The sequence below is a fragment of the Streptomyces sp. NPDC058086 genome (assembly GCF_042885015.1).
Classification (GTDB): domain Bacteria; phylum Actinomycetota; class Actinomycetes; order Streptomycetales; family Streptomycetaceae; genus Streptomyces.
In genome coordinates, this window is sequence record NZ_JBHVST010000014.1 from 124,250 (window position 1) to 150,742 (window position 26,493).

The 26,493-nt window shown below is 70.4% G+C and carries 18 protein-coding genes and 1 pseudogene; 8 read left to right on the forward strand and 11 right to left on the reverse strand.

Annotation, left to right across the window (positions count from 1 at the left end; translation table 11 throughout):
- Window positions 1-313: 313 nt before the first annotated feature.
- The 4 genes from ACFVWD_RS14095 to ACFVWD_RS14110 form a co-directional block, all read right to left on the reverse strand.
- Window positions 314-2,740, reverse strand: coding sequence for a HelD family protein (locus tag ACFVWD_RS14095; protein WP_389596068.1), 2,427 nt, complete (start codon window positions 2,738-2,740; stop codon window positions 314-316).
- Window positions 2,741-2,823: 83 nt separating this feature from the next.
- Window positions 2,824-3,615 carry an anti-sigma factor family protein gene (locus ACFVWD_RS14100; protein ID WP_389596070.1) on the reverse strand — a complete coding sequence of 264 codons (792 nt, stop codon included), beginning with the start codon at window positions 3,613-3,615 and terminating at the stop codon, window positions 2,824-2,826.
- 38 nt (window positions 3,616-3,653) lie between these two features.
- Window positions 3,654-4,190 carry a sigma-70 family RNA polymerase sigma factor gene (locus ACFVWD_RS14105; RefSeq protein WP_054229655.1) on the reverse strand — a complete coding sequence of 179 codons (537 nt, stop codon included), beginning with the start codon at window positions 4,188-4,190 and terminating at the stop codon, window positions 3,654-3,656.
- Between the two features lie 313 nt (window positions 4,191-4,503).
- The gene (locus tag ACFVWD_RS14110; RefSeq protein WP_389596072.1) at window positions 4,504-5,091 is read right to left on the reverse strand and encodes a CGNR zinc finger domain-containing protein; all 588 of its coding nucleotides are present in this window, start codon (window positions 5,089-5,091) and stop codon (window positions 4,504-4,506) included.
- Between the two features lie 179 nt (window positions 5,092-5,270).
- Between ACFVWD_RS14110 and ACFVWD_RS14115 the strand changes: the two genes are divergently transcribed.
- Window positions 5,271-5,828, forward strand: coding sequence for a DUF1772 domain-containing protein (locus ACFVWD_RS14115; RefSeq protein ID WP_389596074.1), 558 nt, complete (start codon window positions 5,271-5,273; stop codon window positions 5,826-5,828).
- On the opposite strand, the gene ACFVWD_RS14120 is transcribed toward ACFVWD_RS14115, so the two are convergent.
- The 5 genes and pseudogenes from ACFVWD_RS14120 to ACFVWD_RS14140 all read right to left on the reverse strand — a co-directional run bounded on the left by ACFVWD_RS14120 (window position 5,777) and on the right by ACFVWD_RS14140 (window position 13,221).
- A complete protein-coding gene (locus ACFVWD_RS14120) occupies window positions 5,777-6,937 on the reverse strand; it encodes a uroporphyrinogen-III synthase (RefSeq protein WP_389596075.1) in 1,161 nt (386 codons plus the stop codon). The two genes, ACFVWD_RS14115 and ACFVWD_RS14120, sit on opposite strands and share 52 nt — an antisense overlap.
- A gap of 100 nt (window positions 6,938-7,037) precedes the next feature.
- Window positions 7,038-8,417, reverse strand: coding sequence for a nitrate/nitrite transporter (locus ACFVWD_RS14125; protein ID WP_385376987.1), 1,380 nt, complete (start codon window positions 8,415-8,417; stop codon window positions 7,038-7,040).
- 210 nt (window positions 8,418-8,627) lie between these two features.
- Window positions 8,628-9,152 (reverse strand): annotated as a pseudogene (locus ACFVWD_RS14130) (acyltransferase); the annotation flags it as partial.
- A gap of 523 nt (window positions 9,153-9,675) precedes the next feature.
- Entirely contained in the window at window positions 9,676-10,551 is an 876-nt protein-coding gene (locus tag ACFVWD_RS14135; protein ID WP_389596077.1) for a hypothetical protein, read from the reverse strand.
- 1,686 nt (window positions 10,552-12,237) lie between these two features.
- The gene (locus ACFVWD_RS14140; RefSeq protein ID WP_389596079.1) at window positions 12,238-13,221 is read right to left on the reverse strand and encodes a LysR family transcriptional regulator; all 984 of its coding nucleotides are present in this window, start codon (window positions 13,219-13,221) and stop codon (window positions 12,238-12,240) included.
- A gap of 83 nt (window positions 13,222-13,304) precedes the next feature.
- Here ACFVWD_RS14140 and ACFVWD_RS14145 point away from each other — a divergent pair, with 83 nt between their 5' ends.
- From ACFVWD_RS14145 to ACFVWD_RS14175, 7 genes are all read left to right on the forward strand, one after another.
- Entirely contained in the window at window positions 13,305-14,609 is a 1,305-nt protein-coding gene (locus tag ACFVWD_RS14145) for an MFS transporter (protein WP_389596081.1), read from the forward strand.
- A 236-nt stretch (window positions 14,610-14,845) separates the two neighbouring features.
- Window positions 14,846-16,141 carry an ABC transporter substrate-binding protein gene (locus tag ACFVWD_RS14150; RefSeq protein WP_389596083.1) on the forward strand — a complete coding sequence of 432 codons (1,296 nt, stop codon included), beginning with the start codon at window positions 14,846-14,848 and terminating at the stop codon, window positions 16,139-16,141.
- On the forward strand, window positions 16,138-17,115 hold the full coding sequence (locus ACFVWD_RS14155) for a carbohydrate ABC transporter permease (protein ID WP_389596085.1): 978 nt from the start codon (window positions 16,138-16,140) through the stop codon (window positions 17,113-17,115). The genes ACFVWD_RS14150 and ACFVWD_RS14155 overlap by 4 nt, the downstream gene beginning before the upstream one ends.
- A complete protein-coding gene (locus tag ACFVWD_RS14160) occupies window positions 17,112-17,933 on the forward strand; it encodes a carbohydrate ABC transporter permease (protein ID WP_168492121.1) in 822 nt (273 codons plus the stop codon). The genes ACFVWD_RS14155 and ACFVWD_RS14160 overlap by 4 nt, the downstream gene beginning before the upstream one ends.
- Before the next feature lie 11 nt (window positions 17,934-17,944).
- A complete protein-coding gene (gene yicI, locus ACFVWD_RS14165; RefSeq protein ID WP_389596087.1) occupies window positions 17,945-20,230 on the forward strand; it encodes an alpha-xylosidase in 2,286 nt (761 codons plus the stop codon).
- On the forward strand, window positions 20,230-21,243 hold the full coding sequence (locus ACFVWD_RS14170; protein WP_101404882.1) for a LacI family DNA-binding transcriptional regulator: 1,014 nt from the start codon (window positions 20,230-20,232) through the stop codon (window positions 21,241-21,243). Before yicI ends, ACFVWD_RS14170 begins: the two co-directional genes overlap by 1 nt.
- An 11-nt stretch (window positions 21,244-21,254) precedes the next feature.
- Complete coding sequence (locus ACFVWD_RS14175; protein WP_389596088.1) at window positions 21,255-24,188, forward strand: glycoside hydrolase family 3 C-terminal domain-containing protein; 2,934 nt, start codon at window positions 21,255-21,257, stop codon at window positions 24,186-24,188.
- A 6-nt stretch (window positions 24,189-24,194) separates the two neighbouring features.
- On the opposite strand, the gene ACFVWD_RS14180 is transcribed toward ACFVWD_RS14175, so the two are convergent.
- Window positions 24,195-25,661 (reverse strand): hypothetical protein, encoded by a 1,467-nt coding sequence (locus ACFVWD_RS14180; RefSeq protein WP_389596090.1) that lies wholly within the window; start codon window positions 25,659-25,661, stop codon window positions 24,195-24,197.
- Window positions 25,662-25,736: 75 nt separating this feature from the next.
- Window positions 25,737-26,474: a hypothetical protein gene (locus tag ACFVWD_RS14185; protein WP_389596092.1), complete on the reverse strand. Its 738-nt coding sequence runs from the start codon at window positions 26,472-26,474 to the stop codon at window positions 25,737-25,739.
- Between the last annotated feature and the right edge of the window lie 19 nt (window positions 26,475-26,493).

The following is a 26,493-nucleotide window of genomic DNA, read 5'->3' on the forward strand; positions in this document are numbered from 1 at the left end:
GAACGTTTTGTTCGCAGGCAAGGTCCGCGACTTCGGAAGACAACTTCCACCATACGAGAGTACGTGCCCCCAGGGGAAACGGTCGGCCGACGAAAGCCGGACAAGGAAAGAGGCTCACGTCAGGTGACGTGAGCCTCTCCTCGTTCAGTGACACCGACCCGCCATGCTCGCCTCGCGGCAAGTGGTCGCTCGTAGCGACGAAGGTTGGGCCCGGGGGCTTGGATCGGGCCGGTGTCACATCCAAGGTAACAAACGATCCCCGTAAGGCAATTCCCACCCCGAGAGTTCATTTGGGGCGTCGGCCCCGGGGGCGTCAGTCCCGGAGCAGATCCGGCACCCCGTTCGCGTCGGGTTCGTCGCGGTCGCCGGAGACGATCGTCAGCTGCTGCGTGGCCCGGGTGAGGGCGACGTACAGCACCCGCAGCCCCGCGGGCGACTCGTCGGCGATCTCCGCCGGCGAGACGACCACCGTCGCGTCGTACTCCAGTCCCTTCGCCTCCAGGCTCCCGAGTGCCACCACCCGTTCGCCGAGCCCGGCCAGCCAGCGGGCGGCCTCCTCGCGCCGGTTCATGGCCACCACGACGCCCACCGTGCCGTCCACACGGTCCAGCAGACGCGCGGCCTCGGCGCGCACGGTCCCCGCGAGCGAGTCCCGTACGACGGCGCCCGCGTTGTTCGTCGCCACGAAACGCGGCTCGACCCCGGTGGACCGAACGGCCGAGGGGGACTCGGAGCCGGGCATGGCGAGGGCGAGGACCTTGGCGGCCAGCTCGGCGATCTCGGCCGGGTTGCGGTAGTTGACGGTGAGGGTGAAGCGGCGCCGGGGACGGCTCCCCAGGGCCTCGTCACGGGCCTCCGCGGCCTCGTCCGGGTCCGACCACGAGGACTGCGCCGGGTCGCCCACGACGGTCCAGGTGGCCTGCCTGCCGCGTCTGCCCACCATCCGCCACTGCATGGGCGTGAGGTCCTGCGCCTCGTCGACGATGACGTGCGCGTACTCGACGCGCTCCTGCGCCAGCCGCTCGGCCCGCTCGCGCTGCGACTCCTCGCGTACGGGCATGAGCTCCTCAAGACCGGTGAGCTGGTCCAGCGGGTCCAGCTCGCGGCGCCTGCGGGGCCGGACGGGCATCCCCAGGATCGCCTGGAGCTCGTCCAGCATCGCCACGTCGTGGACGGACAGCCCGTCCCGCTTGAGCGAACGCGCGACCCGGCGCACCTCGCCGGGGTTGAGGATCCGCCGCGCCCAGCGGCCGAGGCGCCGCTCGTCGGACATGGCGGCGAGGACGCCCCGCGGGGTCAGTTCCGGCCACCACGCGTTCACGAAGTCGATGAAGCTGTCCTCGGAGGCGACGTCCTCGTCGAAGGACGACCGCAGCTCGGCGGCCAGCTCCGGGTCCGTGTGCCGCGTACCGGCCCCGGACTTCGCCCACAGCGCGTCCAGCAGCAGCTTGCGGGCGCGCGGGCGCAGCAGGTTCACCGGCGCGGTCCCGCTCAGCGCGTTGTGCTTGATGCGGTCGAGCTCGGCGGCCTCCAGCTCCAGGCGCCGCCCGAAGGCGACGACACGCAGGCGGGTGGGGGTGCCCGCGGGGGCCGGGGCGGCCTCCTCGCCGAAGGCGAGCTGCTCCGACCGGTCCCGGTCGGCGATGGACCGGCCCGGGCCGCTGCCGGGCGTCTCCAGCGCGCCCCGGGCGGCCTTCCTCAGCACCTTGAGCATCCTGTACGAGCCCTTGGCGCGGGCGACGGCCGGGGAGTCGTACAGGGTGGCCTCCGCGCCGTCGACGAGGGAGCCGATGGCGCGGATGGCGACCTGGCCCTCCTCACCGAGGGAGGGCAGCACGCCCTCGGTGTAGGCGACCAGGAGCGGGGTCGGGGAGACGATCAGGATGCCGCCCGCGTACCGGCGGCGGTCCTGGTAGAGGAGGTAGGCCGCCCGGTGCAGGGCCACGGCCGTCTTGCCGGTGCCGGGGCCGCCCTCCACGTAGGTCACCGACGCGGCGGGGGCGCGGATCACCAGGTCCTGTTCGGCCTGGATGGACGCCACGATGTCGCGCATGGTGTGGCTGCGGGCCTGGCCGAGCGCGGCCATCAGGGCGCCGTCGCCGATCACCGGGAGTTCCCGGCCGTCGAGGGTGGCCTTGAGCTCGGGACGCATCAGGTCGTCCTCGACGCCGAGGACCTTGCGGCCCTTGGAGCGGATGACCCTGCGGCGTACGACGCGGCCCGGGTCGACCGGTGTCGAGCGGTAGAAGGGGGCCGCGGCGGGCGCCCGCCAGTCGATGACCAGCGGCGCGTAGTCCGCGTCCAGCACCCCGATGCGGCCGATGTGGAGCGTCTCGGCGATGGAGGCGTACTGACCGGTCTCGTCCACCTGTACGACACCCTCGGCCGGTTCGACGGCCGTGTAGGCGCCGTCCGGACCCTTCTGGCCGTCCTTCCCCAGCAGCAGGTCGATCCGGCCGAAGAGGAAGTCCTCGAACTCGTTGTTCAGGCGATTCAGATGAATCCCCGCGCGGAACACCTGGGCGTCGCGCTCCGCGAGCGCCCCCGGTGTACCGACCTGGCCGCGCTGGGCGGCGTCGTTCATCAGGAACTCCGCCTCGTGGATCTTCTCCTCGAGGCGCCGGTACACCCGGTCCAGATGTTGCTGCTCGACGCTGATCTCACGATCCCGTACGGAATCGTCCTGTGCGGAATCGTGGATCTGGTCGAGCGCGGTTTCCTGCTGAGCCTGAGCGGCCACCGGGCCCCCTTCTGACGTGCTGGGCAGCCGTCAACCGTACGCGAAGGGGACCCCGTGAGGCTACGTGCGCGCCCTGAGATCGCTCACACGTTCACCTCGACGAGCCGCTTCCCGTCGAAGGTCATGACCTCGAAGTGGTCGATCTCGTTCGGGCTGAAGGCCGCGCCGCCGTGGACGTAGAGGGGCTTCTTCGCCTCTTCCGTCTTGGCGTTCGCGATGCCGTAGCCCCAGTTCGGGACGGCCCAGGAGGTCACCGTCTCGCGCTCGCCGTTCTTGCCGACGGCGATCAGGGAGCACTTCAGCGGGCCCTTGACGTTCTTGAGCTGGAGGACTGCGTGGGTGCCCCAGTCCTTCTTCTCGATCGCGACGACCGCGTTGACCTTGGTGCTCGGGTCCGTGGCCGACTTCTTGTCCGTCATGACGTCGAAGGCGGCCTTGGCCGGGCTGGTGGCCATCGCCTTGTCGGGCGACGCGGTGGTGGTGGTGCTGCCGCCGCCGTTGACGGCCATCACCGTCAGCGGGCCGCCGATGATCAGCGCGGCCGCGGCCGCCACCAGGTAGAGGCCACGCCGGCGCTTGACCGCGCGTCGCTCGGACACCTCGTCGACCAGCCGCTCCGCGAGCCGTGGGCTCGGGCGTGCGGCCAGCGACTCACCGATGGCAGGGGTGCCCTGCGAGGCGGGCAGATCCGCGAGCGCGGCGAGCATCGGTTCCATACCGGCGAGCTCGTCGAGCTGCTGGCCGCACCACTCGCAGGTGGCGAGGTGGGCCTCGAAGGCTGTCGCTTCGGCGTCGTCGAGGATGCCGAGGGCGTAGGCGCCGACGGTTTCGTGAATGTTGTCACCGGGGTTCTGTTGTCCCCGTGGTCCCTGCATGGCTCCTGGACCGCCCGTTCCGTAACCCCCGTATGTGTTCATGCCGTCACCCCCCGCTCCTCCAGCGCCAGCTTCATCGACCGCAGGGCGTAGAACACCCGGGAGCGCACGGTGCCGCTGGGTATGCCGAGCGTCTCGGCCGCCTCATTGACCGTACGCCCTTTGAAGTACGTTTCGACCAGAACTTCCCTGTGAGCAGGGGTCAGGTCGTCCAGCGCGTCCGACAGTGTCATCAGCCACAACGCCTTGTCGATCTCGTCCTCCGCGGGGATGACCTCCAGCGGTGACGGGTCCACCTCCTGCGGCCGGGCCTGCCGGCTGCGGTGGCCGTCGATGACGATGCGCCGGGCGACCGTCACAAGCCAGGGTCGTACCGAACCGGTCGCCCGATTGAGCTGACCGGCGTTCTTCCAGGCACGGATGAGTGTTTCCTGCACAACGTCCTCGGCACGCTGCCGATCCCCCGCGACCAGCCGCAGCACATACGCGAGCAACGGACCCGCGTGTTCCCGGTACAGCGCACGCATCAGCTCCTCGTCGGGTTCGTTCGACGAAGCCGACGCAGACGGATTCATGCGATGTCGGGCCCTTGACCTTCGTTCATCAGCCACGGCGGAATCCTTGCGCACGCCTACCTCCGGTGTCCGGGGGATCCCCCAGTCGGTCGCTCGTCCCGGAGTACGTGTCTGGGCGTGCGCATGTTCAAAGAGGTGGGACATATTTCTTGGAATAGTTGTGAAGGAAGTTTGTTGATCACTTCAAGCGATCGACACATCACATAGGGGTGAAGCGAAGGCTCCGGATCGCGTCGCCGAGACCGGGACGCTGTGACGCGTTTCATACACCGTTCACGCGCGTCACACACGCTTCACGCGCGTCACGCACGGTTCACGCGCGGGCGAGGGCCGCCCGGCGCCGATGCCGGGCCACCCGCTCCCGGTTTCCGCACACCTCGCTGGAACACCACCGTCGGCGCCGCCCCCGGGAGGTGTCGAGGTAGACGATCGGGCAGTTGTCCCCCTCGCACTGTCTGAGGCTCGCGCGCGCCATCGGGTCGGTGAGCAGTTCGAGGGCGTCGCGGGCGATGACGGCGAGCAGCCCGGGGCAGCCGGGCGGGGTGTGCAGCCGACGCCGCAGCGAGCCGTCGTCCGCGCGTACGGCCCAGGGGGCGGGCGGGGCGGCGAGCGCGACGGCGTTGACGCGGGCGAGCGCGGTGTCGGCGGGCCGCGCGTCCAGCTCACCGCGGACCAACTGGGCGACATGAGCGCGTAGTTCGTGAAAGCCCACGAGCCAGGAGATGTCGGCCGCCGCGAGCGGGGTGCCCGCGGGGACCAGCCCGGAGCGGGTGATCCAGGCGCGCAGCCGGTCCACCGCGTCGAGCCGTTCCTCGGGGTGGGTGGTCGCCAGGAGGTCCAGGCAGATCCGCCCGGAGTCGAACCTCAGCTCGTACGAGGCCGTGACCATGCCCGATGCCATGCGCCTGTCACCACCTTGGGGTTACCGCCGTGAGGGGTCGGTAGGGGTCGTACCCCCTACAGTGCACGGCTGCACCCGCGACCGGAAGACCTGTGCCGGTCAGGGGGGTGGACGCCCGCTTATGGGACCGCGCGCCTCGGCCATGTCCGCAGCCGCACCACGCCGGTTGACTCGATGACATGACAGAGAACAGCACGGGGCGGCGTAGCACCGCCGGAGGTGTCCTGGGTGCGGCCACGGTCGCGATGGGCCTGATCGCCGGGGTCTTCTACATTTTCGCCTGCGACGTCATGCCGTCACTGGCCCGCAGTGACGACCGCGTCTTCATCGAGGTCATGCAGAACGTCAACGACGTGATCCAGAACCCGGTGTTCTTCCTGAGCTTCATGGGTGCACTGGTCCTCACGGCGGTCTGCGCCTGGCAGTCGCGGAAGTCCCCCCACCGGTGGTGGGTGTTCGCCGCCCTCGCCGCGTACGCGCTGGCCTTCCTGTTCACGCTCGCCGTGAACATCCCGCTCAACAACCGCCTGGCAAACGCCGGGAACCCCGCGACGATCGCCGACCCGGCCGCCGTACGCCAGAGGTTCGAGGACACCTGGGTCGCCTGGAACGTCGTACGAGCGCTGCTGTCGACGCTCGCCCTGGCCTGCCTCGCCCGCGCCCTGCTCCTGTACCGCCACCGGCCCTACGCGTCGGCGTACTTGGAGTCGGCGGCCGGGTCGAGTGCGAGTCGGTAGCCGCGCTTGACGACGGTCTGGATGAGCTTGGGCGCGCCGAGTGCCGTACGCAGCCGGGCCATGGCCGTCTCGACGGCGTGCTCGTCCCGCCCGGCGCCCGGCAGCGCCCGCAGCAGCTCGGCCCGGGCGACCACCCAGCCGGGGCGGCGGGACAGGGCCCGCAGCAGCGACATCCCGGCAGGCGGTACGGGCCGCAGCGCCCCGTCGACCATCACGGCGTGACCGCGGATCTCGACCCGGTGGCCGGCGATGGGCAACGTACGGGCCCGGCCGGGGAGTTCCTGGCAGAGCAGCTGGACGAGGGGGCCGAGCCGGAAGCGCTCGGGCTGGACGGTGTCGATGCCGTGCGCCTGCAGAGGGAGCGCGGTGACGGGGCCGACGCAGGCGGGCAGGACGTCGTGGTGGAGGGCGGCGAGGAGTTCGGACAGCAGGCCGCGGTCCTCGGCCCTGGACAGCAGGGAGGCGGCGGCGGGCGCGCTGGTGAAGGTGAGCGCGTCCAGGCCCCGGGTGACGGTGGCGTCGAGGAGCCGGTCGACGGGACCGATGTCCTCCGGCGGCATCCACCGGTAGACGGGGACCCCCACGACCTCGGCTCCGGCGGCCCGCAGCGACTCCACGAACCCGGGCAGCGGCTCGCCGTGCAGCTGTACGGCGATACGGCGGCCCTCGACTCCCTCCTCCAGGAGCCGGTCGAGCACCTCGGCCATGGACTCGGAGGAGGGCGACCATTCCTCGGTCAGTCCCTGGGCCCGTATGGCGCCCTTGACCTTGGGGCCGCGCGCGAGCACTTCGACCCCGCGCAGCCGACCGAGCAGGGCCTCGCCGAGCCCCCACCCGTCGGCGGCCTCGACCCAGCCGCGGAAGCCGATCGCGGTGGTGGCGACCACGATGTCGGGGGCCTGGTCGATCAGCTCCTTGGTGGCGGCGAGGAGTTCGCTGTCGTCGGCGAGCGGCACGATGCGCAGGGCGGGCGCGTGCTGGACGGCGGCGCCGCGTCGCTGGAGCAAAGCCCCGAGTTCGTCGGCCCGACGCGCGGCCGTCACGCCCACGGTGAACCCCGCGAGGGGGCCGCAGTCCTGCCGGGCCGGTCGCTGCTGTTCGTCGTCCATGGCTCTCGTCTCGCGCTGGGGGCTTCGTGCGGATACGGCTGACCGAGCCTGTCAATGCCCCGTGACAGGCTCGGTACCCCTTGATGTCGCCCGTGTTACGTCAGACCTCGACGTAGCTGAGCTGCGGCTTCGCCTCTGCGGCCGTGGCCGCGGAGGTCTGGGTGGCGGGGCCGCGAAGGTATACGGCCCAGGTCACCAGGAAGCACACCGCGTAGAAGGCGAGGAAGGCCACGAAGGCGCCGGTGCCGGAGCCGTAGGAAAGGAAGGACTGCCGGAAGGCGAGGTTGATGCCGACGCCGCCGAGCGCGCCCACCGCGCCGATGAGGCCCATGGAGGCCCCGGACAGCCGCCGCCCGTAGGAGGCCGCCTCCTCCCCTTCAAGGCCCTTGGCGACGGCCTTGGCCTGGAAGATGCCCGGGATCATCTTGTACGTCGAGCCGTTGCCGAGCCCGGTGAGCACGAACAGCGCGATGAACGCGATCGTGAACAGGGGAAGCGACTTCTGAGTGGAGGCGACGACGATGACACCGGTCGCGCCTGCCATGGCGACGAAGTTCCACAGCGTGATGCGCGCGCCCCCGTAGCGGTCGGCGAGCCAGCCGCCCACGGGCCGGATCAGCGAGCCGAGCAGCGGGCCGATGAAGGTGACATAGGCCGCCTGCAGCGGAGTGCGGCCGAACTGGTTCTGGAGCACCTGCCCGAAGGCGAAGCTGTAGCCGATGAACGACCCGAAGGTGCCGATGTAGAGGAAGGACATGATCCAGGTGTGGGCGTCCTTCGCGGCGTCCCTGGCCGCGCCGGTGTCGTTCTTCACGGACGCGATGTTGTCCATGTAGACGGCGGCGAGCACCGCGGCGACGACGATCAGCGGAATGTAGATCCCCAGCAGGACCCTCGGCCCCCCGCTCGCGCCGATGATCGCGAGCGCCACGAGCTGGATGACGGGCACGCCGATGTTTCCGCCGCCCGCGTTGAGGCCGAGCGCCCAGCCCTTCTTCTTCAACGGGAAGAAGGCGTTGATGTTGGTCATGCTGGAGGCGAAGTTGCCGCCGCCGATGCCGGCGAGCAGCCCGACCAGCAGGAAGGTGTTGAAGGAGGTCCCCGGCTTCATCACCGCGAACGCGGCGACGCTCGGGACGAGCAGCAGGCTCGCCGAGACGATGGTCCAGTTCCGGCCGCCGAAGATCGCCACCGCGAAGGTGTACGGCACCCGCACCACGGCTCCGACCAGCGTCACCATCGAGGTGAGCATGAACTTGTCGGCCGGGGTGAGCCCGTACTCGGGGCCCATGAAGAGCACCATCACCGACCACATGGTCCAGATCGAGAACCCGATGTGCTCGGAGAGCACGGAGAAGAGCAGATTCCGCCGCGCGACCTTCTCACCCGTCTCTTTCCAGAAGGTCTCGTTCTCCGGATCCCACTCCTGGATCCAGCGGCCTCCCCTGCTCGCTGCGGGGGCTGTACTAGGGGCTGTCATGACGCCTCCACGGTTCTCCGGTGCTGTGCCCAGGTGTCGTACAACGACTGGCTGAGTCCCGAAGGTAGGGAGGACGCGTTTCGAGGCTGTGGCTGTGAGTGACCGGAAAGGAACGTTGCTCTCACGAGGGGGAGGGGGCGACGGTGAGGACTTCCGGATGTGAACGTCCGGGTGAGGACGTCGGGGGTGCCGTCGCCCCCCTGCCTGCGTCTAGACCCGGTGGCTCCCCCGCGAGCCGCCCTGCTTCCTCTTCGCGCCGTTGGGCCACAGCCTCGGGCTGCGCTTGGCGGCGATGTCCTCGATCCAGCCGAAGGCCAGGATCGTCAGGCCGATGAGGGGCCAGACCAGGAGGAACATCCACACCCTGTACGAGGAGTCGAGCGCGGCCACCGCGCTGTCGCTCTGCATGAACGGGAGGTTGTAGGCCTGGTCGGTGATCGGGACCGTGGCCATGATCAGCATGTTGTGCCAGAGGTAGATCGTGACGGCCCGGTTGTTGGACAGGGTGATCAGCTTGTCCCAGCGGGCCGGCCGGCCGGGGAGTTCCTGCCAGGACGGGGAGTACTGGAGCAGGATGACGACGAAGCCGAAGGACCAGGCCGCCTGGGCGAGCGGGATGTCGTTCAGGTCCCAGCCGTCGGGGCCCAGGTGCCCCGAGGCCCACCACAGGCCGAAGGCCATGAGCAGGGCCGAGCAGGAGATCGCCAGATAGCGGGGGACGCGTTGCGGGACGCCCAGAGGACCGCGGGGCCGGATCCGGGGCTGGTCCCCGGGCCGATCCCAGGGTGGGTGCCGGCGCGGGTGTCGGCGATGGTGCCGGTTCGGGGTGGATCCGGGCCGATCCCAGCGGCGGTGTCGCACCCGCCGTGTACTCGTGCGTGGTCGTGCGACCGGCCTCCGATCGTTCCCGCTCTGTGCCGTCCGCTGCCGCGGGATCGATCCCGGTGCCTCCACGACGCCCGTGCGCCGCAGCTTCTGCCGGCGCAGCCGGCCGCCGGTGAGCGCGGTGATCCAGGACTGGAGAAGGACCATGTACATCAACTGCCGGTAGAGGATCTGCTGGAGCGGGAGCGAGATGAGATGCCTCATGCGCTCACGGTCGAGCCGGAAGGCGTACGCCGCGCAGGCCGCCTGGACGGCGAGGACGCCCAGCCACGCGAGGGCAGCAGTCAGCGCATGGGCAGCCGTCGGCGCCGGACATCGGGCGCCGGACGCCGCGCGCGGGGAGCGGGCCCGTGCGCGTTGGTGCGGGATGCCATCAGAGGATGCTCTCCAGGTTTTGCGGGGTCGCCGGGCTCACCGGGTTCTCCGGGGACGAGGAGCTGGTGATGCCGGGCTCGGACGCGACGGGGCCCGGTTCTGCGGGGCTGTCGGCGACCGTGTCGGTGCCACCGGCGCCGACCGTGCTCTCCGAGGGGCTCGGCGAGGCGGCGCCGTCCTCCGAGGGGCTGGGGTCGGGCGAGTCGGATACCGGGAGGGACGGCGGGGTGACGGGGTCCTTGGTGGTGCTGGTGCTCGGTTTCGGCCTGGTGGTGACGGATGTCGAGGGCTTCGGGTCCGCGGACGTGCCCGGGTCGGTGGCGCTCGCGGAGGCGCTCGCGGAGGCGCCCGGTGTCGGGCTGACACCCGGTGCCGGGGCCGTACCGTCACTCACCGAGGCGCTCGCGCCGGGTGCGGCGCCGCTCGAACCGGACGGCGACACCGAGTCGGTGGGCAGTGGCGAGGTCTCGACCTTCCCGGCCGGCGTGTCGTCCTGCTGGCCAGGCACCGGAAGCCAGGGCGCGTTGGAGTTGCCGGACAGCAGCGTGGCGACGATGACGACGGCGTACACCGCGCAGGCGATGCCGACGAGGATGCCGAGCCGGCGGAACCTGCGGCTGCGGCGGCCGGACTCGTCGACGAACACCGGGCCGTCCGAGCCGTCCTGGGCACCGGGAGCGTCCTTGGCCTGCTGAACCAGCCAGTCCTCCGTCTTGCGCCGTCCGACTCCGTCGAGTTGAACCGTCACCTCGTGCGGATCGTGGGTGTGTCCCGGCTCACCGGGCTGCTCCCAGGGCGAGGCCGCCGGCCTGGCGGGCGTGTCGGCCCCACGGCCCACGGTCGACCGACCGAGCGTGTCCGGCCTCCGGTCCACGACCGGCCAGCCTCCCCTCTCGGGTCGGCCGGGCGTGTCGGATCGGCTGGGCGTATCGGGTCGGCCGAGGGTGTCGGGTCGGCCGAGGCTGCCAGGTCGACCGAGGCTGTCAGGTCGCCTGCGCGCGTCCGGCCAGCCACCCGTTGCCGGTCGATCGTCCTTGCCGACGCGGCGATCGGCTCCGGCGCGGTCGCGCGGTCCGGCGGGCTGGTCGGGCACTCCGGCGAGTTGATCCGGTGCAATGCGGTCACGCGGTCCGGCGGGCTGGCCGGTCGCCTCGGCGCGCCGATCCGCCCCTGCCCGGTCGTGCGGCCCGGCAGACTGATCAAGCACCCCGGCGCGCCGATCCGTTTTGGCACGGTCACGCGGTCCGGCGGGCTGGTCAGGCACTCCGGCGAGTTGATCCGGTGCAATGCGGTCACGCGGTCCGGCGGGCTGGCCGGTCGCCTCGGCGCGCCCATCCGCCCCTGCCCGGTCGTGCGGCCCGGCAGACTGATCAAGCACCCCGGCGCGCCGATCCGTTCTGGCACGGTCACGCGGTCCGGCGGGCTGGCCGGTCGCCTCGGCGCGCCCATCCGCCCCTGCCCGGTCGCGCGGTCCGGCGGGCTGATCGGGCACCCCGGCGCTGGAGTTGGGCCCGGCGGGCTGGTCGGGCACCCCGGGAAGGCCGTCCGATCCGACCGCCCCACCGGCAACCTCAGCAGCCTTGACAACCCCGGCAACCCCGGCAACCCCAGCAGCCCCAGCAGCCCCAGCAGCCCCAGCAGCCCCAGCACGACGGTCCGCCCCGGCACGTGCAGCCGCCGCAGCCCGGCCCGCCAACCCTGCCTCCAGGGCAGCCTTTTCTCCTCGATCCACTCCAGTACGGTCACGCGGCCCGGCGGGCTGATCGGGCACCCCGGCAACGTCGTCCGGTCCGGCCGCCCGGTCGACAACCCCGGTACGACGGCCCGCCTCGGCCCGCAGCTCCGCCTCTTCTCCATGGTTCGCCTCGTCGTGACGCTCCGCGCCGAGGCGGTCCGCGCCCGCGTCGTCGTCCGCGCTCAACCGACGGTCCACACCGAACCGTTGTTCAACACCCGACCGACGACCGATATCGGACGAACGACCCGCACCGGACAGACCTTCAGAACCGGATGGACGACCCACACCGGACAGATCCTCGGAACCGGACGAACGGCCCGCGCCCGGCAACCGGCCCGCACCGAGCACACCCTCCGCGCCCGGTCCACGTTCCGTCCCAGTTCTCGTATCGGCGCCCGATCCCGATCGGCCTTCCACGCCAGCTCCAGGCTCTCTTTCGACACCGCGTTCGACGTCGGTGTCAGATTCCGCTTCCGCGGCGAGCCCCACGGTGGCGCCGCCCGCGATCTGCGGCCACGTCGACGTCGCACGGGCGGGTTCGGGCCACACCACCGACTCTCCGGACCCCGTCGGCGCGGCCGGCTCCCCGGCTCCACACCCCTCCGCCTGATCGACATCTCGGTGATCAGGTTGGGCGTCTTTCCGCCACTTCTCCACGTGCACGCACATCCCCCCAGGGACAGGTTTCGGGTGCGCGCACGACTCCGGGCATTACGTATATGTCGTCCGGAACGAGCCCCCACCCGTCCCGAGCGCCCCCCTTTACCACACTGCACCCGGACGATGAATGTAGCGCACGGGGAAGACCCGTGTGCTTATGTGTCAATCCTGCCCCGCCATCACCAGCTCATCGCTGGCCGGAATCCAGCCGTCCGCCGGGCGCCGCAGCCACCCCTCCTCGGCAGCCAGCTCGTCGGCGGCTCGTCGAAGGGCATCGATCCCGGGGTGCACCAGCCCCTTCCGCCACACCAATGACACGGGTGACAACGGAACGGGTCCAACAAGCGGTTTCCGCACGGTTTCAGACATGGCTGGAAAATCCACCACAGCGAGGACAGGGTTCCGCTTCTTGGCCATGACCCGCCGGAACTCATCGGCTCCGACGGCCACCGGCGCGGGTGGCGCCAGCGCGATACCGCGTCCCTCGAAAAGGTGAAGCGCCAAGTCGGTCCACTCCCGCGTCCGCGGATTCCCCGCCCCGGCGTACACGGTCTCGCCCGCGAGCGCGTCCAGCGGCACCGCGTCCAGGGCGGCGAGGTGATGGTCCTCGGGCAGGATCACGGCCATCGGCTCGTACCGTACGGGCTGCTGTTCGAGCCGGGTCCGGACCGCCGGATCGAGACCCGCGAACCGTCCGAACGACGCGTCCAGGCGCCCCGCGAGGATCTCCCCCGCCGCGCCGGTGAGCCCGCTCTCGAAGCGGGCCATCAGCTCGCAGTCGGGCGCGAGCGCACGGGCCCGGTCCAGGACGCGGCCGAAGACGAGGCCCGGGGAGTTGACGTCGACGAGCAGCGGCCGCTCCGGTCCGTCCCCCGCGAACGCGGACAGCAGCGCGTCCTGCGCCTCCAGCACCCGTCGCGCGTACGGCACCAGCCGCTCACCGTCGGCGGTCAGCGTCACCTGCCGGGTCGTCCGCACGAACAGCTCCGCCCCGAGTTCGCGCTCCAGTCGCCGGATGTCACGGCTGAGGGCCTGTTGGGCGACGTACAGCCGGGCGGCGGCCCGCGTGAAGTGCAGTTCCTCGGCGACGACGAGGAACCCGCGCAGGAGCCGGGGATCGAGATGGTGGTGGAGAGGGGCGGGCATCGCGCGAACTTACAACGCGGGTGCGTCAATGGCCACGGAGTAAGTGTTGGACCGTCCACCCCACACCCGGCGACGGTTGACCCATGCCGCAACAGCCCTCCGAGCACACGTTCGCGCCCCTGCTCACCGCCACCGGCGACAGCCTGGTGATCGCCGACTTCCACCCACGCCGGAAGAAGGCCCCGCGCCGCCGGACAACCCCGTACCACCGCCTCTTCACCATCCCCGGCACCCGCGCCTTCACCGTCGGGAACCTGCTCGCCCGGCTCCCCATGGGTATGTTCAGCGTCAGCGCGGTGATCATGATCGCGGGCTCGCGCGGCTCGTACGCCCTCGCCGGCGCCGTGACGGCGACCGGTCTCGCGGCCACCGCGCTGGTCGCCCCCTGGACCGCACGGCTCGTCGACCGCCACGGTCAGGCCCGGATCGCGGTGCCGGCCACGGCCTTCGCCCTGCTGGGAAGCATCGCGCTGCTGCTGTGCGTGCGCTTCGGGGCGCCGGACTGGACCCTGTTCGCCGCGTACGCCGCCACGGCCACGACCCCCAACACGGGCGGCATGTCACGCGCCCGCTGGGCCCACCTCCTCCGGGACGACCCGGCCGCCGCGCACACCGCGAACTCCTTCGAACAGGCCGCGGACGAGCTCTGTTTCATGCTGGGCCCGGTGTGCGCGGCCTTCCTGTGCGGGACGTTCTTCCCGGAGGCGGGCACGCTGGTGGCCGGCGTGCTGATGATGACCGGCGTGCTGCTCTTCGCCGCCCAGCGTTCGACGGAGCCGCCGCCTCAGCCCCGTACGCCCTCCAAGTCGCCCCTCCGGGCCCCCGGAATGCCGCCCCTGCTTCTCTGTTTCCTGGCCACCGGTGCCGTGTTCGGTTCGATGGAGGTCGTCACGATCGCCTTCGCGGACGCGCAGGGGCACCGGTCGGCGGCGGGCGCGGTGCTCGCCCTCCAGGCGGCCGGGTCGTGCGTGGCGGGGCTGCTGTACGGGGCGCGGAAGCCGACCGGTCCGGCCGAGCGGCGCCATCCGCTGTGCCTCGCCGCCATGACGGCCCTCTTGACCCTCCCTCTGCTCGCGGCCTCCCTGACCGGCTCGCTCCCGGCCCTCGCGGGCGCGCTGCTGCTCGCCGGAGCCGCGACCGCGCCGACCATGGTCACCGGCATGGCCCTCGTCCAGCAGCGCACTCCCGAGGGCCGGCTGAACGAGGGCATGACCCTCGCGGTGACGGGCCTGCTCGGCGGGATCGCCTGCGGTTCGGCGACCGGCGGCTGGGTGGTCGAACACGTCTCGGCGACGGCGGGGTACGGGGTGCCGGTCGCGGCGGCGGGGAGCGCCCTGGCGATCTCCCTCGCGATCCCACCGGCCCTCTCCCGACTCAGGGCCCGGTGACGGCCGCGTACCCGATCACGCCCACACGCGCGTCAAGGACACGGGACGCGTACCGCTCGTCCGACCCGTCGAACCGCCGCCAATCCCTCGGCCCCAATTCCCGCGCACCCCATTGACGCGCCCGGGACCCCCACATACCTTCCCCCGTCGAAGCGCTTCGACGTCACGCATCGAAACGATTCGACGAACGCTGCGTGACGGTCCCGAAACCCATCCAACTCCCCCGGAGGCAATGGATGTTGACGACACGAAGGCGTGCGGTGGCGACAGCGGCGGCGGCCCTGGCGGGCTCCCTGCTGCTGGCGTCCTGCGGCAGTTCGGACAGCGGTTCCTCGGACGGCAAGACACTGAAGCTGTGGCACTACGAAGGGCCGGACAGCGCGATGGGCGTGGCCTGGAACGAGGCCATCAAGGAGTTCGAGGCGAAGCATCCCGGCGTCAAGGTGAAGTTCGAGGAGAAGGGCTTCGAGCAGATCCAGAAGACGGCCCCGATGGTCCTCAACTCGAACGACGCGCCCGACATCATGGAGTACAACAAGGGCAACGCGACGGCCGGGCTGCTCTCCAAGCAGGGGCTTCTCACAGATCTGACCGCCGAGGCGGCCAAGCGCGGCTGGGACAAGAAGCTCAGCGCGGGTGTGCGCACCACCAGCCAGTACGACACCAACGGGGTCATGGGCTCCGGCAAGTGGTACGGCGTGCCCAACTACGCCGAGTACACGATGGTGTTCTACAACAAGGACCTCTTCAAGAAGTACGGCATCGCGGAGCCCACCACCCTCGACGAGCTCACCGCCGCCATGGACACGTTCGTGTCGAAGGGCATCACCCCGCTGGCGAACGCAGGCGCCGAGTACATGGCCCAGCAGTACCTGTACCAGCTCGCCCTCTCCAAGGCCGACCGCTCGTGGGTCGACAAGTACGAGCTCTACAAGGGCAAGACCGACTTCCACGACGCCGCCTGGACGTACGCCGCCACGACCTTCGCCGACTGGGTGAAGAAGGGCTACATCAGCAAGAAGTCCACCTCGCTCAAGGCCGAGGACGCGGGCGTCTCCTTCATCCAGGGCAAGAGCCCGATCCTGTTCAGCGGCAGCTGGTGGTACGGGCGGTTCCAGACGGAGAACAAGTTCGCCTGGGGCACCTTCCTCTGGCCGGGCAGCAATCTCACCCTCGGCTCCGGCGGCAACCTCTGGGTCGTCCCCAAGGGCGCCAAGAACAAGGACCTCGCCTACGACTTCATCGACATCACCATGTCGCGGAAGATCCAGAACCTGCTGGGCAACAAGGGCGGGGTCCCGGTGGGCGCCGACACCGCCGCCATCACCGACCCGAAGGCGAAGACCCTGATCGCCGACTTCAACACGCTCTCCGGCAAGGACGGCCTGGCCTTCTACCCGGACTGGCCGGTCGCCGGCTTCTACGACGTCCTCGTCTCCGAGACCCAGAAGCTGATCACGGGGAACGAGAAACCGGACGCCTATCTGAGCGCGCTCCAGACGGCGTACGACAAGGGCGCGCCGAAGACATGACGGTCACCGTCGAACGGGGCGGCCGGGTGGTGCGGGGGCACCAACGGCACCACGGCCGTACGACGCGCCCGCGCCGCCCCCACACCTCCTACGCCCTCTTCCTTCTCCCCGGCGTCCTCGCCTTCCTCGCGGTGATCGTCGTCCCGTTCCTGATGAACACCGGCGTGAGCTTCACCGACTGGCAGGGCGTCGGCTCGCCGAAGTGGTCGGGGCTCGCCAACTACCGCCAGCTGATGGACGACTCCGAGTTCTGGGCGTCGTTCCGGCACAGCCTCTTCATGGTCGTCGCGATGGCCGCCGTACCGACGGTCCTCGGGCTCGTGCTGGCCGCCGCCCTCTTCGACTTCGTCGGCAAGCACTTCGGTACGAAGATCGCCGCCGTCCTGCGCGCCTGCTTCTACCTCCCCCAGGTCCTGCCCATCGCCGTCGCCGGCATCGTCTGGAGCTGGATCCTCGCCCCCGACAACGGCTCCCTGAACGAACTCCTGAAGGCGGTGGGCCTCGGCTCGCTCCAGCGGGACTGGCTCGGCGATCCCGACTTCGCCCTCTACAGCGTCATGGGCGTGATGGTGTGGGTGCAGATCGGCTTCCCGCTGGTCGTCTTCATGGCGGGGCTGCAACGCGTCGACCCGCAACTGTACGAGGCGGCGGAGCTGGACGGCGCGGGCTGGTGGCGCCGCTTCTGGCACATCACGCTGCCGCAGATCCGACCGGAGATCTACGTCGTCCTCCTCTGGTGCACGATCGCCGCCCTCAAGGTGTTCGGCGCGGTGTACGTCCTCACCAAGGGCGGTCCCGGCGGCGCGACCGACGTGCCGTCCTACTTCTCCTTCACCACCTTCTTCGAGAAGACCCAGGTCGGCTACGGCGCCGCGATCTCCACTGTGCTGACCGTGATCATCCTCGTACTCGCCCTGATCGGTCTGAAGCTCCAGACCCGCGCCGAGGACGCCGAGGAAGGACTCCGCGCATGACCGCCGTACGCCGCTATCCCGTCCTCGTGGCCCTGATCATCGCGGCCCTGTTCATGGTGCTGCCGTTCGGCATCGTCGCGATCAACGCGGTCAAGTCCCCGGCCGAGTACTCGTCGAACGGGCCCCTCAGCCTGCCCCACGGCCTCTACCTCGACGGCCTCAAGGACTTCTGGCAGCGCGTCGACTACGGCCAGAAGCTGGTCAACTCGATCCTGATCTCCGGCTCGGTGGCCATCGGCGCCGCCGTGCTGTCCGTCCTGAACGCGTACGCGATCGGCATCGGCCGTATCAAGGGCCGCACCTGGGTCCTCGCCTTCTTCGTGCTGGCGAACATGCTGCCGCAGGAGGCGCTGGTCTACCCGATCTACTACCTGAGCAAGCAGGCGGGCCTCTACGACACCCGGCTCAGCGTGATCATCGTGTTCACCGTCGTCCAGGCGGCCTTCGGCACGTATCTCCTGTCCTCCGTCCTCGGGCGGTTCCCGCGCGAGATCATCGAGGCCGCCCGGATCGACGGGGCGAACAAGTGGCAGGTGCTGTGGCGGATCGTGGTGCCGGTCAGCCGCCCCACCATCGGCGTCCTCCTGGTCTTCTTCTTCATCTGGACCTGGAACGAGTTCCTGCTGCCGCTGGTCATGCTGATCTCCAACGACAACCAGACGGTGTCGGTGGCGCTCGGCGTCCTCCAGGGCCAGCGCCTGATGGACGCGACCATGACCAACGCGGCGGCCCTCCTGGGCGTCCTCCCCGCGATCGTCTTCTTCCTCGTCTTCCAGCGGACGCTGACCCGCGGCATCGCCGTGGGCGCGGTCAAGTAAGGGGTGTGGGCGTGAAGTTCACCGACGGCTACTGGCTGCTGCGCGAAGGCGTCACCGCGGCGCACCCGGTCGAGGTCCTCGACGTCAGCGCAGCACAGGGAACCCTCGACATCCACGCGCCGACCCAGCCCATCCGCCACCGCGGCGACCTGCTGAAGGGACCGGTCGTGACGATCAGCGCGCACGCGCCGATGCCGGACGTCATCGGCGTCACGTTCACGCACTTCCAGGGCGAGGAACCGCGCGGCCCCCGCTTCGGGCTGCACAGGGGTGAGTTCACCCCCACGGTGGAGCACGACGACGAGCACGCGACCCTCACCGCGGGCGCCCTGTCCGTCCGGGTCGCCCGCACCACCCCCTGGCACGTCGACTTCCTCGCCCACGGCCGTGTCCTCACCACCAGCGGCCCCAAGGGCATGGGCATCATGCGGGACGCGGCCGGCGCCCACTATCTGCGCGAGCAGCTGAACCTCGGGGTCGGCACCCAGGTCTACGGCCTCGGCGAGCGCTTCGGCCCGCTCGTCAAGAACGGCCAGGTCGTGGACATGTGGAACGCCGACGGCGGCACCGCCACCGAGCAGGCCTACAAGAACGTGCCGTTCTATCTGACGGACGCGGGCTACGGAGTCTTCGTCGACCATCCGGGCCGGGTCTCCTTCGAGGTCGCCTCGGAAGCGGTCTCACGGGTCCAGTTCAGCGCCGAGACACAGCAGCTGACGTACTACGTGATCTACGGGCCGACCCCGAAGGACATCCTGCGCAAGTACACGCAGCTCACCGGCCGCCCGGCCCTCCCGCCCGCCTGGTCCTTCGGCCTGTGGCTGTCGACGTCCTTCACCACCTCCTACGACGAGGCCACCGTCACCTCCTTCATCGACGGCATGCGCGAGCGCGAACTCCCCCTCTCCGTCTTCCACTTCGATTGCTTCTGGATGCGCGAGTTCAACTGGTGCGACTTCCAGTGGGACCCACGCGTGTTCCCCGACCCGGAAGGCATGCTGACCCGGCTGAAGGACAAGGGCCTGCACATCTGCGTCTGGATCAACCCGTACATCGCGCAGCGCTCCCCGCTCTTCGCGGAGGGCAAGGCCCTGGGCCATCTGCTCAGGAAGCCCGACGGCAGTGTGTGGCAGTGGGACCTGTGGCAGCCGGGCATGGCACTGGTCGACTTCACCAGCCCGGCCGCCCGCGACTGGTACGCCGCCAAACTGGAGGCGCTGCTCGCCCAGGGCGTCGACTGCTTCAAGACCGACTTCGGCGAGCGGGTCCCCGTCGACGTGGCGTACGCCGACGGCGCCGACCCGGAACGCATGCACAACTACTACACCTACCTCTACAACCGCACCGTCTTCGAGGTGCTGCGCAAGCACCGGGGCGAGGCGGAGGCCGTCGTCTTCGCACGCTCGGCGACGGCCGGCAGCCAGCAGTTCCCGGTGCACTGGGGCGGCGACTGCGAGGCGACGTACGAGTCGATGGCCGAGTCGCTGCGGGGCGGGCTGAGCCTCGGGATGTCGGGGTTCGGGTTCTGGAGCCACGACATCGGCGGCTTCGAGGGAACGCCGACACCCGCCCTGTTCAAACGCTGGATCGCCTTCGGCCTCCTCTCCTCCCACAGCCGGCTGCACGGCTCGTCCTCGTACCGGGTGCCGTGGCTGTTCGACGAGGAGGCCGTGGACGTGCTGCGGCTGTTCACCCGGCTGAAGCTCGGCCTCATGCCCTATCTGTACGAGGCCGCGCGCGCCGCCCACGCGGAGGGCGTCCCGATGATGCGGGCGATGGTCCTCGAATTCCCCGGCGATCCGGGGTGCGCGCACCTGGAACGGCAGTACATGCTCGGCCCGGACCTGCTGGTCGCGCCCGTCTTCAGCGACGAGGGAGACGTCTCCTACTACGTTCCGGACGGCACCTGGACCCACTTCCTCACGGGGCGGACGGTGACCGGTCCGCGCTGGGTGCGCGAGCGGCACGGCTTCCTGAGCGTGCCGCTGCTGGTGCGGCCGGGCGCGGTGATCCCGGTGGGCGCGGTGGACGACCGGCCCGACTACGTCTACGCCGACGGCGTCACCCTGCGCGCGTACGGACTGGAGCGGGGCGCCCAGGTCACGGTGCCGGTGGGCGGGGTGGCCTTCACCGTCGTCCGTGAGGGCAACACCCTGCGCGCCTCGTCGAGTGATCCGGCGGCGCCCTGGGGGCTGGCGGCGGGCGGGCGCGAGGTACGGGCGAAGGCGGGGACGGGATTCCTGTCCCTGGACCTGGAACCCGAACTGGAGCTGGAGCTGGAGCTGGAGTCCGAGTGATGGTGAAGATCACCGATGTGGCGCGGCACGCCGGGGTCTCCCCCAGTACCGTCTCCTACGCCCTCAGCGGCAAGCGGCCCATCTCCGAGGAGACCCGGCAGCGCATCGAGGCCAGCATCCGCGAGCTCGGCTACCGCCCGCACGCGGGGGCTCGGGCGCTGGCCAGCAGCCGGTCCAACGTCCTGGCGCTGGTGGTGCCGCTGCGGGCGGGCATCCACGTGCCGGTGGTGATGCAGTTCGCGGTGTCGGTGGTGACGGCGGCGCGGCAACACGATCACGACGTCCTGCTGCTGACGCAGGAGGAGGGCGAGGAGGGGCTGCGGCGGGTCGCGGACACCGCGCTCGTGGACGCCCTGATCGTGATGGACGTCCAGCTCCACGACCCCAGGCTGCCGCTGCTGCGCGCCCTGGACCGCCCCTCCGTCCTCATCGGGTTCCCTGCCCGGCCCGCCGGACTGACCTGTATCGACCTGGACTTCAAGGCGGCCGGCGAGCTGTGCGTCGAGCGGCTGGCGGGGCTCGGGCACCGGGTCGTGGCGCTGGTCGGGTCGCCGCCGGAGGTGTACGTACGGGGGACGGCGTTCGCGCAGCGCGTGGTGGAGGGCTTCACCGCCGCCGCCGACCGGAACGGGCTCGCGTCCTCCGTCCACCCCTGCGAGGCCTCGCCCGCCGCCGCCCGCCGGATCGCCGAACAGCTCCTGCGTGAACAGCCGGCGCTCACCGGCGTCGTCGTGCACAACGAACCGGTCCTGGAACCGCTGATCGACGCCTTCGAGCAGCTCGGCCTGCGCGTTCCCGTCGACCTCTCCGTCACCGCGATCTGCCCGGACGAGCTCGCCGAGAACGTCCGTGTCCCCGTCACCTCCGTCGCCATCCCGTCCACCGAGGTGGGCGCGCGGGCGGTGGAACTGCTGATGAAGAAGCTGGGCGGCACCGACGTACCCGAGGCCACGCTCCTCGCACCCCGGCTGACGGAACGCGCGAGTACCGCACCGCGCACGCTGACCTCTTGAGGAGCCGTGACATGAGGAAAGGCAAGAGAAGCAGAGGAAGCAGGAGAAGACAGCGGGCCTCCCTCGTCCTGGCGCTCGCGCTGACCGCCGGTCTGACGGCCACCGTTCCGGCGGGGGCGGACGACCCCGTGTACGCCTTCCGCAACCCCCGTCTCACCGTCACCGAACGAGTGAACGACCTGCTCGGGAGGCTGACCCTCGACGAGAAGGTCTCCCTCCTCCACCAGTACGAGCCCGCGATCCCCCGCCTCGGCATCCAGTCCTTCCGCACCGGCACCGAGGCCCTGCACGGCGTCGCCTGGCTCGGCAAGGCGACCGTCTTCCCCCAGGCGATCGGCCTCGCCTCCACCTGGGACCCGGCACTGATCCAGCAGGTCGGCTCGGCGGTCGGCGACGAGGCGCGCGGCTTCCAGCGGGAACGCCCCGACGGCTGGGGCCTCAACCTGTGGGCGCCCGTGGTCAACCTGCTGCGCGACCCGCGCTGGGGACGCAACGAAGAGGGCTACTCCGAGGACCCGTACCTCACCGGTTCGATCTCCACGGCGTACGGCGAGGGCCTGACCGGCGGCGACCCCGACCACCTCAAGACGGCCCCCACCCTCAAGCACTACCTCGCCAACAACAACGAGGTGAACCGCGCGACCACGTCCTCCGACCTGCGCCCACGCGTCCAGCACGAGTATGACGAGGCGGCTTTCGAGCCGGCCGTCAAGGCGGACGCGACGACGGGCGTGATGGCGTCGTACAACCTGGTCAACGGCCGCCCCGACACGGTGAACCCGGACCTGGACGACGTCGTGCGGACGTGGACCTCCCGAGATCTCCTGAACGTCACCGACGCCTTCGCCCCGGGAAACCTGCTCCCCGGCACCCAGAACTACTACGACACCCTCGCCGAGGGTGACGCGGCGGCGCTCAAGGCGGGCATCGACAGCTTCACGGACAACAACGGCGACCCGACCCCGACGACCACGGCCGTCACGTCGGCCCTGACCGCCGGCCTGTTGAAGGAGTCGGACGTCGACACGGCCGTCTCCCACATCCTCGCCGTCCGCGTCCGGCTCGGCGAGTTCGACCCGAACGGCGGCACGTACGGCTCGATCGACCAGTCCGTGATCAACAGCCCGGCCCACCAGAAGCTGGCCCGCAAGGCGGCGGCGGAGAGCGCGGTCCTGCTCAAGAACAACGGCGTACTGCCCCTGAAGACCTCGGCGAAGAACGTGGCCGTGGTCGGACCGCTCGCCGACACCCTCTACACCGACTGGTACTCGGGCACACTGCCGTACGCGGTCACGCCCGCGGACGGCATCGCCACGAAGCTGGGTACCTCGGTGGGGAGCAGCGAGGGCGTCGACCGCATCGCGCTGAAGGACACGGCGACGGGGAAGTACGTGACGGCGGGGGCGTCTCAGGCCGGTGGAGCCCTGAAGGAGAGCACCGAGACAGGGGTGGCGGCCCAGTTCGACGCGTTCGACTGGGGCTCCGGCATCGTGACCCTGCGCTCGGCCGCCAACGGCAAGTACGTCGGCTACAACTGGTCGAACTTCGTCAACGACCAGGTCCAGCCGAACGGTTGGTACGTCCAGCAGCAGTTCAAGCTGGAGCAGCAGGACGACGGCACGTACCTGCTCCGGTACGCCGGATACGAGACCACCGAGTCCTGGTGGTCGAACCCGGTCTACCTCGGCCCGACGGGCCCCGACGGCACCCTGGGCCTGGTCGAGAAGTCGGAGGCCGCCCACTACTCCAAGGACGTCGTCCGCAGCGGTGTGGACGAGGCGGTTGCCGCGGTGAAGGGCAAGGACACAGCGGTCGTCGTGGTCGGCTCGATGCCGTCGATCAACGGCCGGGAGAACCACGACCGTACGGACATGGGCCTGGCCCCGTCACAGGAGTCCCTGGTCAGGGCGGTGCGCGCGGCCAACCCGAAGACGGTCGTGATCGTGGAGAACAGCTACCCGACCACCCTCGGCGCCCTCCAGAAGGAGGTCCCGGCCCTCCTGTGGACCACCCACGCGGGCCAGGAGACGGGCAACGCGCTCGCCGACGTCCTCTACGGTGCCACGAACCCGGCGGGCCGCCTCACCCAGACCTGGTACCGGTCGACGTCGGACCTCCCCTCGATCCTCGACTACGACATCATCAAGTCCGACCGCACGTACCAGTACTTCCAGGGGCAGCCGCTCTACCCGTTCGGCTACGGCCTGTCGTACACGACGTTCCGCTACGGCACGCTGAAGCGCGTCTCCGGCGGCTATGAGGTGGCGGTCACGAACACGGGCAGGCGGGCGGGCGACGAGGTCGTACAGCTCTACACCCACCAGCGGGCATCGAGGGACAAGCAGCCCCTGAAGCAGCTGAAGGCGTACGCGAGGGTGTCCCTGAAGCCGGGCGAGACGAAGACCGTCCGGCTGAAGGTCCATGCGAAGGACCTCGCGCACTGGGACGTCACCCGCTCGAAGTGGGTGGTGGAGAGCGGCACGTACGACGTCCTGGTCGGCGCCTCGTCCTCGGACATCCGCTCCCGGACGTCATGGACGGTGCGGGGCGAGACGATCCCGCCCCGGGACCTCACGAAGGTGACGCGCGCCGAGAACTTCGACGACTACACGCCCGGTTCCGTCCGCCTGGTCGACGAGTCGAAGGCGCGCGGGACGGCGGTGGGCGCGACGGCCGACGGGGCCTGGCTGAAGTTCGCGGACGCCCAACTGGGTTCTGGTGCGTCCGAGTTCAGCGCACGCGTCGCCGGTTCGTCCGGCACGGTCGAGGTCCGGCTGGGCTCGCCGACCGGCCCGCTCGTCGGCACCGCTCGTACGGACGGCACGGCATCCCCGTACGACTACACGACGGTGACCACCGCCCTCTCCGGCGCGACGAAGGGCCGTACGGGCGTGTACCTGGTGCTGAGCGGGGGTGTGCGGCTGTCCACGTTCACCCTGCGCTGAGGCGGGTCAGCCGGCCTCGATCAGGTGATCCACGCCGGAGACGTGATACTCGCCGTACCCGAAGCGCTCGCCGATCGCCTCGTACCGGTCGTACTGCTCCTGCGTGAGTCGCACGGACAGCGCGTTCAGGACGCGGAGGAACAACCGGAACCCGAGATCGGGATCGATCCGGGTGACCACGTGTTCCAGCGGGTCCATGACGTCCGTGGCGGGAACAGGATGCCAGTGGGGGCTGATGACCTTGTCCACCACCGCGGGCGCTGTCTCCCGGACTTCCCGCAGCACCGTGTCGGCGAGTTCGGTGCGGGCGGGCGCCACAAAGGGTGTGTACGTGGGGGCGGCCTCCCTCAGCCGCTCCCGGCACACGTCCGCGATCAGCCGAAGCCAGTCCCGGCCGTCGGTACTCCCTGGCCTGTCCGAGGCGCCGGCCCACAGGGCGGTGACCGCGGCGTCGGGCAGTGCGGACCGCAGCAGACGGAGCGCGTCCTCCAGGAGGACGGCCGCCGCGGAGCCCGGGGTCTGTCCGATGTCGTCGCCCTCGGCTGCCTTCCGGATCTCCTCCCGGTTTGGACACCAGTCCTGATGTGCCTGCCCGGCGAGGTGGGAGAACCCGAAGTCCCAGGTGGCATCGCGGCGGGCGGTGTCGATGGGCGGCCACGCGATGTCGAGACCGAAGTCGATGAGCGGAGCGGGGTGGCCGAACCTCTGACCGAGCGCTTGGAACCGGTCGTAGCGCGCCTTTTCGATCCGCACGGAGTGCACCTTCAGCGCGCGGAGGAAGAGCCGGAAGCCGAGATCGGGATGCACGCGGGCGGCCACCTCTTCGAGGGCCGACAGGGTGTCGGGGGAAGGGAGGGGACCGGGGGAAGAGAGGGGACCGGCCGACTGCTCGCGACAGGACCGTATCTCCGCGATGCCCGCGATGCCCGCGATCTCCGCGATCTCCGCGATCTCCGCGATCTCCGCGATCTCCGCGACGACGTCGTCACGCACCTCGTCGGCCGCCGGCCGCCAGGCGCCCCACCACGAGGAAGGTGCCGGGCGTCGCCCGGGGATTTTCCGGGGCGGGCGCGCGGCGCAGGTCTCGTCGATGCGCCGCAGCCAGTCACGGGCGCTCATGCCGTGCGCCGCGGGATCCCACCCGCCTCCGGCGGCCGCTCGCCACACGGCCCGGATCGCCTCGTCCGCCAGCGGGGACTCGACGAGCCCGCGCACGTCCTCGCGCAGCTCATCGGCGTACCCCCAGTCGTCGTGGCTGGTGTCATAGCCGAGGATGCTCCGCTCATCCGCGCTGAGATGGTCGACGCTGCCCACGGGACACTCACGGTCATACGCGTCGAGCTTCGCCGTGACGAGCCCGAGTGCAGCGCCGGTGTTCTCCGGAGCGGGGGAGAGCGTGAACGCCTCGGTCAGCCCACTGAGCCCGAAGTCCGCGTCGTAGTCCACGTAGTACGGCTCCTGCCGTCCCGTCACAGTCGTCCCCTCCAGCCTTTCAGGCCTCTCACGGCATACACGAACCGCACTTCACCGGTCGCGTCCAGCGGACTTTCACACCTCCCGGTCCCCCTGCCAGGTGACCGACGTCATGGCGGCCAGACCACCGTTCGCCAGGCCTTTGTAGGTCACCTTCCGGGCAGGGCCGAGCTCGCGCGCGACGCGTCTGGCCAGCTCCGTCCCTTCGTGGAACAGCCGCTCCCACTCGTCGTCGTACTTACCGTCCTCCCGGTCCCGCAGGTCCAGGTTCACCGTGGTGTCGATGCTCTTCGCCCACGCGTACAGGTCGGCCACCAGTTCCTCGGACAGATGGAGACCGCCGACGGGACCGTCCGGCGCGAAGTCTCCGAATCCCTCGGCGCGGAGCGGGTACCACTTGAACTCGCCTTCGACCACGATGTGGAGCGGGTGCGGGGGCTCGCCGTGCTCCTCAAGGGCCCAGTCCAGGCGTCCGCACCCCCAGCACACGAACTTTGCCCTGTCCTGCCGCTCGTCCCAGTAGCGCACCACCCATGCGGACCCCAGGTGTCCTGCCAACGCCCGGGCGACCTCCAGGCCCCGTTCGACGTGCTTCCGCAAGGCCGGACCTGCGGTGAACCCGCCGGGTGGGCGCGTCTGTGACCAGGACAGCAGCTTGCGAGCCAACTCGCCGGGGAGTCCGAGTGAATCGGCCGGCACGCTCTGCGTGAAGTCGGCGACCTCCGCGAGGGGGCCCGCGTCCGTCCCGTACAGCGGAGACGGGGTGCCGAGGGCACGGACAAGGAGGTGACGCGGTTCGTGACCGGTGCTCATGCCGCCGTCACCGGCCGCT

Coding starts and splice junctions, on each gene's coding strand:
- ACFVWD_RS14100 (WP_389596070.1), bottom strand. CDS start 3,615: ATGCAGGGACCACGGGGACAACAGAACCCCGGTGACAACATTCACGAA.
- ACFVWD_RS14105 (WP_054229655.1), bottom strand. CDS start 4,190: ATGAATCCGTCTGCGTCGGCTTCGTCGAACGAACCCGACGAGGAGCTG.
- ACFVWD_RS14110 (WP_389596072.1), bottom strand. CDS start 5,091: ATGGCATCGGGCATGGTCACGGCCTCGTACGAGCTGAGGTTCGACTCC.
- ACFVWD_RS14115 (WP_389596074.1), top strand. CDS start 5,271: ATGACAGAGAACAGCACGGGGCGGCGTAGCACCGCCGGAGGTGTCCTG.
- ACFVWD_RS14120 (WP_389596075.1), bottom strand. CDS start 6,937: ATGGACGACGAACAGCAGCGACCGGCCCGGCAGGACTGCGGCCCCCTC.
- ACFVWD_RS14125 (WP_385376987.1), bottom strand. CDS start 8,417: ATGACAGCCCCTAGTACAGCCCCCGCAGCGAGCAGGGGAGGCCGCTGG.
- ACFVWD_RS14140 (WP_389596079.1), bottom strand. CDS start 13,221: ATGCCCGCCCCTCTCCACCACCATCTCGATCCCCGGCTCCTGCGCGGG.
- ACFVWD_RS14145 (WP_389596081.1), top strand. CDS start 13,305: ATGCCGCAACAGCCCTCCGAGCACACGTTCGCGCCCCTGCTCACCGCC.
- ACFVWD_RS14150 (WP_389596083.1), top strand. CDS start 14,846: ATGTTGACGACACGAAGGCGTGCGGTGGCGACAGCGGCGGCGGCCCTG.
- ACFVWD_RS14155 (WP_389596085.1), top strand. CDS start 16,138: ATGACGGTCACCGTCGAACGGGGCGGCCGGGTGGTGCGGGGGCACCAA.
- ACFVWD_RS14160 (WP_168492121.1), top strand. CDS start 17,112: ATGACCGCCGTACGCCGCTATCCCGTCCTCGTGGCCCTGATCATCGCG.
- ACFVWD_RS14170 (WP_101404882.1), top strand. CDS start 20,230: ATGGTGAAGATCACCGATGTGGCGCGGCACGCCGGGGTCTCCCCCAGT.
- ACFVWD_RS14175 (WP_389596088.1), top strand. CDS start 21,255: ATGAGGAAAGGCAAGAGAAGCAGAGGAAGCAGGAGAAGACAGCGGGCC.
- ACFVWD_RS14185 (WP_389596092.1), bottom strand. CDS start 26,474: ATGAGCACCGGTCACGAACCGCGTCACCTCCTTGTCCGTGCCCTCGGC.